10 protein-coding genes are annotated in these 12,003 nt (G+C 64.1%); 7 read left to right on the forward strand and 3 right to left on the reverse strand.

Annotated features, from left to right (window positions below):
• Nucleotides 1–220 precede the first annotated feature (220 nt).
• Complete coding sequence (locus C8K61_RS17470; RefSeq protein ID WP_108097289.1) at nucleotides 221–1,297, reverse strand: HAMP domain-containing sensor histidine kinase; 1,077 nt, start codon at nucleotides 1,295–1,297, stop codon at nucleotides 221–223.
• Nucleotides 1,297–2,040 carry a response regulator gene (locus C8K61_RS17475; protein ID WP_108097288.1) on the reverse strand — a complete coding sequence of 248 codons (744 nt, stop codon included), beginning with the start codon at nucleotides 2,038–2,040 and terminating at the stop codon, nucleotides 1,297–1,299. Before C8K61_RS17475 ends, C8K61_RS17470 begins: the two co-directional genes overlap by 1 nt.
• A 340-nt stretch (nucleotides 2,041–2,380) precedes the next feature.
• Between C8K61_RS17475 and kdpF the strand changes: the two genes are divergently transcribed.
• The 6 genes from kdpF (at nucleotide 2,381) to C8K61_RS17505 (ending at nucleotide 10,233) form a co-directional block, all read left to right on the forward strand.
• Nucleotides 2,381–2,470, forward strand: coding sequence for a K(+)-transporting ATPase subunit F (gene kdpF, locus C8K61_RS17480; protein WP_108097287.1), 90 nt, complete (start codon nucleotides 2,381–2,383; stop codon nucleotides 2,468–2,470).
• 9 nt (nucleotides 2,471–2,479) lie between these two features.
• Entirely contained in the window at nucleotides 2,480–4,177 is a 1,698-nt protein-coding gene (gene kdpA, locus C8K61_RS17485; RefSeq protein WP_108097286.1) for a potassium-transporting ATPase subunit KdpA, read from the forward strand.
• Nucleotides 4,178–4,189: 12 nt separating this feature from the next.
• On the forward strand, nucleotides 4,190–6,226 hold the full coding sequence (gene kdpB, locus C8K61_RS17490) for a potassium-transporting ATPase subunit KdpB (RefSeq protein ID WP_108097285.1): 2,037 nt from the start codon (nucleotides 4,190–4,192) through the stop codon (nucleotides 6,224–6,226).
• A gap of 10 nt (nucleotides 6,227–6,236) precedes the next feature.
• On the forward strand, nucleotides 6,237–6,788 hold the full coding sequence (gene kdpC / locus C8K61_RS17495; RefSeq protein WP_108097284.1) for a potassium-transporting ATPase subunit KdpC: 552 nt from the start codon (nucleotides 6,237–6,239) through the stop codon (nucleotides 6,786–6,788).
• Nucleotides 6,789–6,898: 110 nt separating this feature from the next.
• Nucleotides 6,899–9,544, forward strand: a complete 2,646-nt coding sequence (locus C8K61_RS17500; RefSeq protein ID WP_108097283.1) for a sensor histidine kinase KdpD — start codon at nucleotides 6,899–6,901, stop codon at nucleotides 9,542–9,544.
• Complete coding sequence (locus tag C8K61_RS17505) at nucleotides 9,541–10,233, forward strand: response regulator (protein ID WP_108097282.1); 693 nt, start codon at nucleotides 9,541–9,543, stop codon at nucleotides 10,231–10,233. The genes C8K61_RS17500 and C8K61_RS17505 overlap by 4 nt, the downstream gene beginning before the upstream one ends.
• Nucleotides 10,234–10,370: 137 nt before the next feature.
• Here the strand turns inward: C8K61_RS17505 and C8K61_RS17510 are convergent, their stop codons facing one another.
• The gene (locus tag C8K61_RS17510) at nucleotides 10,371–11,396 is read right to left on the reverse strand and encodes a patatin-like phospholipase family protein (RefSeq protein ID WP_108097281.1); all 1,026 of its coding nucleotides are present in this window, start codon (nucleotides 11,394–11,396) and stop codon (nucleotides 10,371–10,373) included.
• Nucleotides 11,397–11,566: 170 nt separating this feature from the next.
• Here C8K61_RS17510 and C8K61_RS17515 point away from each other — a divergent pair, with 170 nt between their 5' ends.
• Nucleotides 11,567–11,845, forward strand: coding sequence for a hypothetical protein (locus C8K61_RS17515; protein ID WP_108097280.1), 279 nt, complete (start codon nucleotides 11,567–11,569; stop codon nucleotides 11,843–11,845).
• Nucleotides 11,846–12,003 lie beyond the last annotated feature (158 nt).

The following is a 12,003-nucleotide window of genomic DNA, read 5'->3' on the forward strand; positions in this document are numbered from 1 at the left end:
TTTCTTCGGTGATGCCAGACTCCGGGGGCTGTATGTCCAGGGTGTGTGCAGTTTGTATCGTCGCCTCTACACAACACAGCGGCGGAGGCGTTTGGGCGTGAGGGGGCCGCAGGAAAAATTCTGGGTCCCAGCGTGCGCTGGGACGACGGAGGTTGGTGCAAAAACTACCGTCATCCCAGCGCAGGCTGGGATCCAGGTGCACCGGTGCATCGTTAAAACCCTATTGGCGCGGCAAACGCAACACGCAGGTCAACCCGCCACCTTGAGTCTCGCGCAGGGAAATATCGCCGCCCTGGCGCTGCGCTGCTTCGCGGGCGATGGTCAGGCCCAGGCCGACGCCGCCGGAGTTGCGGTTGCGCGAGCCTTCGACGCGGAAGAACGGTTCGAACACACTTTCCCGCTGCTCGGGGGCGATGCCGGGACCGTTGTCGCAGACGTGCACTTCGATGAATGCCTGATGGTCGTGCATCTCGATGCGCGCATGGCCGGCGTAACGCAGGGCGTTGTTGAGCAGGTTGCTGATCGCCGAGCGCAGGGCCAGAGGTTGCACCCGCAGCGGCGCGCAGTGGCCTTGCAGGCTGACGTCAGAACCTTGGTCCTGGGCGTTTTCGGTCAGCGACTCGACCAGCGCCTGCACGTCGAACCATTGCAACGCCTCGGTGGCGCGCTGCTCGTGCAAGTAGCGCAGGGTGGCGTCGAGCATGTCGATCATTTCCGCCAGATCCTGGCCCATGCGTTCGCGCAGATGGGCGTTGGGCACTTGCTCCAGGCGTAGCTTCAGGCGCGACAACGGTGTGCGCAGGTCATGGGAGACCGCGGCGAGCATGCGCCCGCGTTGCTTCACCTGCTCACGAATACGCTGCTGCATGACGTTGAAGGTGTGCGCGGCCTGGCGGGCTTCGCGCGGGCCTTCTTCCGGCAGCGGCGGGGCGTCGAGGTTTTCCGCCAGGCGCTCGGCGGCTTCGGATAAACGCTGAATCGGCCGGCTCAGCAACTTGGCACCAAACCAGCCGGCGATCACCAGGGTGAACATCTGGAACAACAGCGGTACCAGTGGACCCGTCAGTGGTCCGGGGCCACGGCCCGGGCCAGGACGCGGTGGCTGGCGGCCCTCCATCGGTGGTTGGCCGGGGTGCGATTGCTCAGCCGCTGTCGGCGGGGGCGGTCCCTGTTCCGGGCCTCGAAACTGCGGACTGCCGTACTGGCTGAACCAGGCAAAGGCCAGCAAATGCGCCAGCACAATAGACAGCAACAGCATGCCGAACAGGCGGGCGAACAGGGTATCGGCAGAGCGCATCAACCAATCTCTCGTGCGTCGAACAGGTAGCCCTCACCGCGCACGGTCTTGATCAGGCGCGGCGATTTGGGGTCGTCGCCGAGTTTCTGCCGCAGGCGTGATACCAGCAAGTCGATACTGCGGTCGAAGGCTTCAATCGAACGACCACGGGCGGCGTCCAGCAACTGCTCGCGGTTGAGTACCCGGCGCGGGCGTTCGAGGAATACCCAGAGCAGGCGGAACTCGGCATTGGACAGCGGCACCACCAGGCCATCGGGGGCCTGCAACTGGCGCAACACACCGTTCAGTTGCCAGTCGTCAAAGCGAATGCTCGAGCGCTCATCGGTGCGCGGCACATCGCGGTCATCGCGTACGCGACGGAGGATGCTCTGGATCCGCGCCACCAGCTCGCGAGGCTCGAAGGGCTTGGCCATGTAGTCATCGGCACCCAGCTCCAGGCCGATGATGCGGTCGGTCGGCTCGCATCGGGCAGTGAGCATCAGAATCGGAATGTCCGAGGTGCTGCGCAGCTCGCGGCACAGTTCCAGGCCATCTTCGCCGGGCAGCATCAAGTCGAGAATGATCACATCGAAGCGGCTGGCGGCCATGGCTTTGCGCATACCGGCGCCATCGCCGACGGCTTCGCTGGCGATGTTGAAACGGGTGAGGTAACCGCTAAGGAGCTCCCGCAGCTCGATATTGTCGTCGACGATCAGTGCGCGGGTGGTTCTCGAGCGGACGTCCCGGTCGTTGAGGGCTTCCATCGGGCGTAGGCTCCGTAATTCGTGGGGCAGGTGGCGTGCGGGCGCCATGCTGAGGGTGGGGCGTATCGACAACATGTCGTTACTGTATCCAGTTTGGTACAAAACCACCGCTGCGCTCGCATCCCTCTGTAGGAGCGGCTTCAGCCGCGATTGGCCAGGCCTGAAAACGCTGTGGTCGAGGATCAAAAGCATCGCGGCTGAAGCCGCTCCTACCAGAGCGATGTCGGCAGTTTTTTACGCGTTCTTTACGCCAATGTCCGCCCCCGCATCTCGTCCCTTTACGCCCCTCATCCCGACAATTCTCCCCAGGCGGTATTCGCCGTATGACGGAGAAACACTCATGCACCTTCTGGACGGGTTGTCCCTGCTGCTGGCCAGCGGACTGTTCATTTACTTGCTGGTTGCGCTGTTGCGCGCCGGCCGTAGCTGAGGAGCCGCAATGGACAGTCATGTCGTGTTGTTACTGGTGGCGTTCTTCGCCCTGGTGCTGTTGCCGGCGCCGTGGCTCGGGCGCTTTTATTACCGGGTAATGGAGGGCGAGCGTACCTGGCTTTCGCCGATGCTGCAGCCGGTGGAGCGTTTCAGCTACCGGGTGGCGGGCGTTGATGCCAGCCAGGAACAGGATTGGAAGGGTTACACCTTCGCGCTGCTGGCCTTCAACCTGGCCGGCCTGCTGCTGTTGTTCGCCATTCTGCTGCTGCAGGGCGTGCTGCCGCTCAACCCGCAACACATGCTGGGTCTGGAATGGACCCTGGCGTTCAATACCGCCGTCAGTTTCGTTACCAACACCAACTGGCAGGCCTACAGCGGTGAAGCCAGCCTGAGCTACTTCAGCCAGATGGTCGGCCTCGGCGTGCAGAACTTTGTCAGCGCCGCCACCGGCCTGGCCGTGCTGGTCGCTTTGTGCCGCGGCATTTCCCGCCGCTCCAGCCAGACGGTCGGCAACTTCTGGGTCGACCTCACCCGCGGCACCCTCTATGGCTTGCTGCCGCTGTGTATTGCCCTGGCGCTGTTTCTGGTCTGGCAGGGCGTGCCGCAAACCTTCAGCCACTACCTTGATGCCCTGACCTTGCAAGGCAGCGAACAAAGCCTGCCACTGGGCCCGGCCGCCAGCCAGATCGCGATCAAGCAACTGGGCACCAACGGCGGTGGCTTCTTCGGCCTCAACTCGGCGCACCCGTTCGAGAACCCGACGGTGTGGAGCAACCTGTTCGAGATGGCGTCGATCCTGCTGATTCCAGCAGCCTTGGTGTTCACCTTCGGCCATTACGTCAAAGACCTGCGCCAGAGCCGTGCGATTCTCGCCTGCATGCTGATTCTGCTGGTGCTCGGGGTTGGCGTGACGCTGTACAGCGAGTTGCAACCGAACCCGGCGCTGGCCGGCCTGAACATCGAGCAGAGCGGCTCGCTGGAAGGCAAGGAAAGCCGTTTTGGTATCGGCGCTTCTGCACTCTGGGCCGTGGCCACCACCGCCGCCTCCAGCGGTTCGGTGAACTCGATGCACGACAGCTTCAGCGCCCTTGGTGGCCTGGTGCCGATGTTCAACATGATGGTCGGCGAGGTGATCTTCGGCGGCGTAGGCGCGGGCCTCTACGGCATGTTGCTGTTCGTGTTGATCGCGGTGTTCCTCTGCGGCCTGATGGTCGGCCGCACCCCGGAATACCTCGGCAAGAAACTCGAAGCCCGCGAAGTGCGCCTGCTGGTGCTGACCCTGTTGGTGATGCCCCTGGGCGTGCTGGTGCTCGGTGCCCTGACCGCCGTGCTGCCGTTTGCCAACGCTTCGGTGAGCAACCCGGGCGCCCATGGCCTCAGCCAGATTCTCTACAACTACACCTCCGGCACCGCCAACAACGGCTCGGCCTTTGGTGGCTTCAGTTCCAACACGCCGTACCACAACCTGATGATCGCCCTGGCCATGCTGGTCGGCCGCTTCGGCTACATCCTGCCGGTGCTGGCGATTGCCGGCAGCCTGGCGGCCAAACGCCGGGTGCCGGTGGGGCAGAACAGCTTCCCGACCCACGGCCCGCTGTTTGTCAGCCTGCTGACCATCACCATTTTGCTGGTGGGTGGTTTGACCTTCCTGCCGGTACTGGCCCTGGGGCCTGTGGCCGAACACCTCAGCCTGCTCGGTCATTAAGAAGGATTTGTCATGAACGCTAAAACACAGATTCCTGTTGTTCCGACCAAGCCACGTAACCAGTGGCAGGCGGCGATGATTCAGGCTTTCGTCAAACTCGACCCGCGCCAGCTGGTGCGCTCGCCAGTGATGCTGGTGGTGGAACTCACCGCCATCTTCACCACCGTGCTCTGCGGCCTGCCAGGGCAACCGGTACCGACCTTTATCGCGGTGCAGATCGCCCTGTGGTTGTGGTTCACCGTACTCTTCGCCAACTTTGCCGAAGCCCTCGCCGAGGGCCGCGGCAAGGCTCGCGCCGATAGCCTGCGGGCGGGCACCCAGGGAATGTTTGCCCGTCGCCGCCTGCACAACGGCACGTTCGAAACCGTGCCGGCCGCCTCGCTGCGCAAAGGCGAAGTGGTGCGGGTGGAAACCGGCGAGATGATCCCCGGCGACGGCGAAGTGATCGAGGGCATTGCTGCGGTCAACGAGGCGGCGATCACCGGTGAATCGGCGCCAGTGATTCGCGAGTCCGGCGGCGACCGCTCGGCCGTGACCGGCAATACCCAGGTGGTCTCCGACTGGCTGCTGGTGCGCATCAGCGTCAACCCGGGCGAGTCGACCCTGGACCGCATGATCGCCCTGGTGGAAGGTGCCAAACGGCAGAAAACCCCCAACGAAGTGGCGCTGGATATTCTCCTGATCGGCCTGACCCTGATCTTCCTGCTGGTGGTGGTGACCCTGCAGCCGTTCGCGATTTATTCCGGTGGCGCACTGCCGCTGGTGTTCCTCGTGGCGCTGCTGGTGACCCTGATTCCAACCACCATCGGTGGCCTGCTGTCGGCCATCGGCATCGCCGGCATGGACCGCCTGGTGCGCCTGAATGTGATCGCCAAATCCGGCCGTGCGGTGGAGGCGGCGGGTGATGTGCACGTGCTGCTGCTGGACAAGACCGGCACCATCACCTTCGGTAACCGTCGTTGCAGCGCGCTGTACGCCGCCCCCGGTGTCAGCGGTAAAGAGCTGGCCGAGGGCGCCTTGCTGGCCTCGCTGGCCGACGACACCCCGGAAGGTAAATCCATCGTCGAGTACCTGCGCGGCCTGCACCCTATGCAAGAGCCGGCGCGCGATTCGGTAGTGGCCATTCCTTTCAGCGCCGAGACTCGCTTGTCTGGCGTGGACTGCAACGGCCATATCTACCGCAAGGGCGCAGTGGATGCCTTGCTCAGCTTTGTCGGCCTGCAACGTCGGGAAATGCCCGCGGTGCTGTCGCGGGAAATCGACAAGATTGCCCAGAGTGGCGGCACACCGTTGCTGGTCTGTGCCGACGGCAAACTGCTCGGCGCCATCCACCTCAAAGACGTGGTCAAACCAGGGATTCGCGAGCGTTTTACCGAGCTGCGCCAGTTGGGTATTCGCACCGTGATGGTCACCGGCGACAACCCATTGACCGCTGCCGCCATCGCCGCCGAAGCCGGGGTGGATGACGTGATCGCCGAAGCCACCCCGGAGAAAAAACTCGCCCGTATCCGCGCCGAACAGGCCGACGGCAAGATGGTCGCCATGTGCGGCGACGGTGCCAACGATGCCCCGGCGCTGGCCCAGGCGGACGTCGGCATGGCCATGAACGACGGCACCCAGGCCGCCCGTGAAGCGGCCAACCTGGTGGACCTCGACTCCGACCCGACCAAGCTGCTCGACGTGGTGCAGGTGGGTAAAGAATTGCTGGTTACCCGTGGCGCACTGACCACCTTTTCCATCGCCAACGACGTGGCCAAATACTTCGCCATCCTGCCGGCGCTGTTCACCAGCATCTACCCGCAACTGGGCGTGCTCAACGTGATGCACCTGCAGAGTCCGCAGAGCGCGATTCTCTCGGCCATCGTGTTCAACGCCCTGATCATCATCGCCCTGGTGCCGTTGGCGCTGCGTGGGGTGCGGGTGGAAGCGGTGGATGCCGCCAGCCTGCTGCGCCGTAACCTGCTGATCTATGGCGTCGGTGGTCTGCTCGCGCCCTTTGTCGGGATCAAATTGATCGACCTGCTATTGACCAGCATTGGCCTGGCCTGAGGAAACCATCATGAACAGCTATCTACGTCCTGCCGTCAGCCTGATTGCCTTGATGACTCTGCTCACCGGGGTGGCTTATCCGCTGGCCATCACCGGCGTCGCCCAGCTCGCCTTCAACGACCAGGCCAACGGCAGCCTGATCCACGACAACCAGGGCCACCTGCGTGGCTCTAGCCTGATCGCGCAGCCCTTCGATGGCGCCCAGTGGTTCCAGTCGCGACCTTCGGCGGGTAGCTTCGCCACCGTCTCCAGCGGTGCCAGCAACCTGGCGCCGAGCAACCCGGCGCTGCGTGAACGGATTGCCGGCGACAGTGACAAACTTGCCGTGGCCGGGCAGGGCGCGGTGCCCATGGCACTGGTCACCACCTCCGGCAGCGGCCTGGACCCGGACCTGCCGGTGGCGGCCGCGCAGTACCAGATCAGCCGGATTGCCGCGGCGCGCAATATCGACGCGAGTGCCTTGCAACGGCTGGTGGAGCAGAACGCCCAGCGGCCGTTGATTGGGCCGGAAGTGGTGAACGTGTTGGCCCTCAACCTCGCACTGGCAGAACAGCCGCAATAAGACGAAGATCCCTGTAGGACCGGCTTAAGCCGCGATGTTGTTGATCTTAAAAGCATCGCGGCCAAAGCCGCTCCTAGAGTGCGCATCGTAGGTAAAAAATTTGGAGCAACATGAGCGATAGCGAACGCGCCGACGCCTTGCTGGCGGAAGTGGACAGCCGCAATGGGCGAGGGCGGCTCAAGGTGTTTTTGGGCGCTGCACCCGGGGTAGGCAAAACCTACGCCATGCTCCAGGCCGCCCAGGCGCAACTGCGCCAAGGCGTCGACCTGCGGGCCGGGGTGGTGGAAAGCCATTCCCGTGCCGAAACCGAAGCGCTGCTGGTGGGCCTGCCGCAACAGCCACTGAAGCGCCTCGACTACCGCGGCATGCAGCTCAGCGAGCTGGACCTCGATGGCCTGCTGGCCAAGCCACCGAAGCTGGCGCTGATCGACGAGCTGGCCCACACCAATGCCCCCGGCAGCCGTCACGCCAAACGCTGGCAGGATGTGCAGGACCTGCTCGCCGCCGGCATCGACGTGTACACCACGGTCAATGTGCAACACATCGAAAGCCTCAACGACCAGGTGCAAGCCATCACCGGCGTGCAGGTGCGCGAAACCGTGCCCGACTGGGTGTTGCAGGAAGCCTATGAGCTGCTGCTGATCGACCTGCCACCGCGTGAATTGCTCGAGCGCCTGCGTGACGGCAAGGTCTATGTGCCGGAGCAGGCACGCGCAGCCATCGATGCATTTTTCAGTCAGACCAACCTCACTGCCCTGCGCGAACTGGCGATGCAAACCGCCGCCGCGCGGGTGGATGCCGACCTCAATCAGGGCTATCGCCAACTTGGCCAGGATGCGCCGACAGTGCGCGGACGCCTGTTGGTGGGTATCGATGCCGATGCTCAGGCCGAACGCCTGGTGCGCCACGCTTGCCGGGTGGCTGAGCGTCGCCATTTGCCCTGGAGCCTGGTGCATGTCGACACCGGTGCGGCGCGGGACGAACACGCCCGTACGCGCTTGCAGGCAGCGCAGCAATTAGCCGAGCGCCTGGGTGGCGAAGTGATCACGCTGCGTGCCGGCGAGGTGGCAAAAACCCTTATCCAGCACGCTGCCGAACGCCGCGCCAGTCTGATTCTGGTGGGCCGCAGCCGCCAGCGTTGGTTCGGTGCCGGGGTGGCGCAGCGTCTGTTGCGTCATGGCGATGGCCTGGAAATCAGCGTGCTCGACAGCGAAGTCGCGCAGCGTTCACGCACACTGCGTGCGCGCCATCCGCTGCAGCGTGGCGACTATCTATTGGCTGTCGCTGCCACCGCGGTCGCCACCCTGGTGGCTTGGGTGGTTGCCCAGGTATTGCCGTTGCCGAACATTTCCCTGGTGCTGCTGGCGGCCGTGCTGCTGGTGGCGGTGCGCACCAGTTCCGGGCCGGCCTTGCTCAGCGCCGTGCTGTCGTTTCTGGCCTATGACTTTCTGTTCATTCCGCCGCATTTCTCCCTGGCCATCCACCGCCACGAAGACGTTCTGACCCTGCTGTTTTTTCTGCTGATGGCGGCGCTCACCGGCAACCTTGCGGCGCGCCAACGTCGGCAACTGCGGGCACTGCGCGAGACCCAGAGTGAAACTGCGGCGCTGCTCGAGCTGTCGCGCAAACTCACCGCTGCCACCGACCGCCAGGCCGTGGTGTTGGCCGCGAGCCAGCAGTTGGCCGGTTGGAGCGACGTCGACATTTGCCTGATGGGCCGCACGGCTGACAGCCAATGGCAGGTGGAAGGCGGGGTAAGTCGCGTACTTAGCGAGGCCGAGCGCATGGCCGCCGAATGGGCCTGGCAGCATGACCAGGCGGCCGGTCTGGGCACCGATACCTTGCCCAGCGGGCGCTGGTGGTGGTGGCCCTTGTCGGGCGAAGACGGCCCGCTGCTGTTGCTCGGCGTCAGCCCGAAAAACCAGCAGCCACTGAGCATTGAGCGCCGTCGTTTGCTCAGCGCCCTTGGTCAGCCATTGGCCCAGGCCCTGGCCCGCGCGCAACTGGCGCAAGACCTCGAAGCCGCACGCCTGCACGGCGAAACCGAGCAACTGCGCAGCGCCTTGCTGGCCTCGGTGTCCCACGACCTGCGCACGCCACTGACTGCTATGCGCGGCGCCATCGACAGCCTGCTGACCCTCGATGGCCAACTGCCCCACAGCGACCGCATCGAGCTGCTGGAAAGCACCCGCGATGAAGCCGAGCGCCTGGACCGCTATATCCAGAACCTGCTGGACATGACCCGGCTCGGCCACGGTGGATTAAAACTGGCACGCGACTGGGTGGCGCCGGTAGACATCGTCGCCAGCGCCCTTCAGCGCCTGCGCCCCTTGCTGGCGCCGTTGCAGGTGGAAACCCAGGTGCCGCCCGAACTGCCGCTGCTCTACGTGCACGCTGCCTTGATCGAGCAGGCGCTGATCAACGTACTGGAAAACGCCGCACGGTTTTCCCCGGTGCAAGGCCGGTTGCGCGTGGCCGTGGAGAGCGATACCAGCGAGTTGCGCATCGTCGTCAGCGACCAGGGCCCGGGCATTCCCGAAGCTGAACGGGCGAAGATTTTCGACATGTTCTACACCGCCGCACGCGGTGACCGGGGCGGGCAGGGCACGGGCCTTGGTCTGGCGATTTGCCAAGGCATGCTCGGCGCCCACGGTGGTCGGGTGACGGTGGGCGAAGGTCTCGATGGGCGTGGCGCCAGCTTGACTCTACACTTGCCCCTGCACCCGCAACCCAGCCCTGATAACGACCTTCTATGACCAGCAACGCCAGCACCATCCTGTTGATCGACGACGAACCGCAGATTCGCAAATTCCTGCGCATCAGCCTTGCCGCCCAGGGCTACCACGTGATCGAAGCCGCCACCGGCGGCGACGGCCTGGCGCAGGCGGCACTGGCCAAACCGGACCTGCTGGTGCTCGATCTCGGCCTGCCGGACATGGACGGCCAGCAAGTGCTCAGCGAAGTGCGCGAATGGTCGCAAGTGCCGGTGCTGGTGCTGTCGGTGCGCGCGGGTGAAGGGGAGAAGGTCAAGGCGCTGGACAACGGCGCCAACGACTACGTAACCAAGCCATTCGGCATCCAGGAGTTCCTCGCCCGCGTGCGCGCGTTATTGCGCCAATCGCAGGCGGGGGAGAGCCCGCAGGCGACGGTGAGCGTGGGGCCGCTGACGGTCGACTTCGCTTACCGGCGAGTGAGTGTGGAGGGCGTTGAGGTGAGCCTGACGCGCAAGGAATATGCGGTGCTGGCGCAGCTCGCGCAGCATGCGGGGCGGGTGGTGACGCAGCAGCAGTTGCTCAAGGATATCTGGGGGCCGACGCATGTTGAGGACACCCATTACCTGCGGGTGGTGGTGGGGCATTTGCGGGCGAAGTTGGCGGATGATCCGGCGAATCCGCGGTTTATCAGTACGGAGGCGGGGGTGGGGTATCGGTTACAGAGCGCGTAACGGCAGGCCCTCACCCCCCAGCCCCTCTCCCGCAAGCGGGAGAGGGGAGCCGAACGCCGAATCTGCGGCTACTACGATCAGTCCCCTCGCCCCTCGGGGAGAGGGCTAGGGTGAGGGGGAGGCGGTGGACGACTGGATCAGCCGTTCTCTTCTTCATACCGATCCAAGGTATCGCTGGTAATAATCCGCCCCAACTCGATCAACTCCGGCGCTTTGTAAAACTCGAAAAACCGGCACGCTCGCCGCGGCACATTGACCAGAATGTCCGGCGGATACCCGGCAATCTTGTACTGCGCCAACGAGGTCTGCATCACTTCGAAACTCTGGTTGACCAGTTCCAGCAACGACGCCGGGCTACCCGTTTCGGCGACTCGCGAACCACTGGCCGAGTTGGGCGTCGGGCTTTCGTCCGGGCGTGGTGAGGGGGCGGCAGCCGGTGGGTCGAGCCAGGGGTTGGGCTCGGCTCTGGCCGCTGCTTCCAGCAGTACGGCTTCCTCTTCCGGGCTAGGCAGTTTGCGCCGGAAGGGGATGCGCGAGCCCAGCGTGCCCATCAACCCATCGAGTTTGGTTTTGAACGCCGCCGGCCGTTCGATCACTGGCAGTTGGTAATGGCGCTGGCCATTGGCATTGAGGTTAACCGCCACGATCAGGTCGCAGTGGCTGGCCACCACCGGCACGATGGGCAACGGGTTGAGCAGGCTGCCGTCGACCAGCATGCGTTTGCCCTGGATCACTGGGGTGAACAGGCTGGGGATCGCCGCCGAGGCGCGCATGGCCTGGTGCAAGTTGCCTTGCTGGAACCAGATTTCCTGCTGGAAGGTGAGGTCGGTGGCCACCGCCGTGTAAGGGATGCGCAGGTCTTCGATATTGATCTCGCCGACCATCTCGCGAATGCGCCCGAACACCTTCTCACCGCGAATCGCCCCCAGGCGAAAGCTCACATCGAGCAGGCGCAGCACGTCGAGATAGTCCAGGCTTTCGATCCAGGCGCGGTACTCGGGGAGCTTGCCGGTGGCGTAGATGCCGCCGACCACCGCGCCCATCGAACAACCGGCAATGCAGGCAATTTCATAGCCGCGTCGCTCCAGTTCCTCGATGGCGCCGATATGGGCATAACCCCGTGCGCCTCCCGCCCCCAACACCAGCGCTACGCGTTTACTCATGAGCCACTCCCTACTACTATCGCCGGCCTCTAACTCGGACCTTTAGCGACCATACTCGCGCTGGTTATGCGCTGCCAGATGAGTCGCACTTTTTTGCCTCCCTGACGTCAGATCAACACACGTACTCGACTACCCTTTACTGGCTGTTTTCCTTCTCTGGAGCAAAGTTAATGAAAGCCTGGATCTGCTTACCCCTGATGGTGCTGGCGTTGTCCGGTTGTGCCGCGAAAACCGCCTACCGCGACAGTTGCGCGGCACAGTCGGACGCCGCCTGGCGCGAGCTGGATATCGCCAAGGCCGAGGGTTTCTCCGGCACTGTGAGCTACTCCAAAGCCCTGACGCTGCTGACCGGCGCCAAGACTTCGCAACAATTCGAAGGCTACGAAAGCTGCACCAAGAATGCCAAGAAGGCGCGCTTCTACATCAGCGAGTCCCGCGCCGGGCGTTGATCTTTGCCGCCGTGAAGATCAAAGGCTTCGCGGCTGAAGCCCCTCCCACACTTGAACGCGGTCTGAAGTGCGCCCCAGAAGTTGGACACCAATCCAACCTCTGGGGCGTTTTTCATGAGCAAGTACACAACACAATTCAAGCTGTCTGCCGTTACCGC

It is taken from the genome of Pseudomonas sp. GV071 (genome assembly GCF_003050835.1).
Taxonomy (GTDB): domain Bacteria; phylum Pseudomonadota; class Gammaproteobacteria; order Pseudomonadales; family Pseudomonadaceae; genus Aquipseudomonas.

Bases quoted from the DNA above. Each gene is read 5' to 3' on its own strand.
- C8K61_RS17510 (WP_108097281.1), bottom strand. From the start codon at position 11,396: ATGAGTAAACGCGTAGCGCTGGTGTTGGGGGCGGGAGGCGCACGGGGT.
- C8K61_RS17470 (WP_108097289.1), bottom strand. From the start codon at position 1,297: ATGCGCTCTGCCGATACCCTGTTCGCCCGCCTGTTCGGCATGCTGTTG.
- kdpA (WP_108097286.1), top strand. From the start codon at position 2,480: ATGGACAGTCATGTCGTGTTGTTACTGGTGGCGTTCTTCGCCCTGGTG.
- kdpF (WP_108097287.1), top strand. From the start codon at position 2,381: ATGCACCTTCTGGACGGGTTGTCCCTGCTGCTGGCCAGCGGACTGTTC.
- C8K61_RS17475 (WP_108097288.1), bottom strand. From the start codon at position 2,040: ATGGAAGCCCTCAACGACCGGGACGTCCGCTCGAGAACCACCCGCGCA.
- C8K61_RS17515 (WP_108097280.1), top strand. From the start codon at position 11,567: ATGAAAGCCTGGATCTGCTTACCCCTGATGGTGCTGGCGTTGTCCGGT.
- C8K61_RS17505 (WP_108097282.1), top strand. From the start codon at position 9,541: ATGACCAGCAACGCCAGCACCATCCTGTTGATCGACGACGAACCGCAG.
- kdpC (WP_108097284.1), top strand. From the start codon at position 6,237: ATGAACAGCTATCTACGTCCTGCCGTCAGCCTGATTGCCTTGATGACT.
- C8K61_RS17500 (WP_108097283.1), top strand. From the start codon at position 6,899: ATGAGCGATAGCGAACGCGCCGACGCCTTGCTGGCGGAAGTGGACAGC.
- kdpB (WP_108097285.1), top strand. From the start codon at position 4,190: ATGAACGCTAAAACACAGATTCCTGTTGTTCCGACCAAGCCACGTAAC.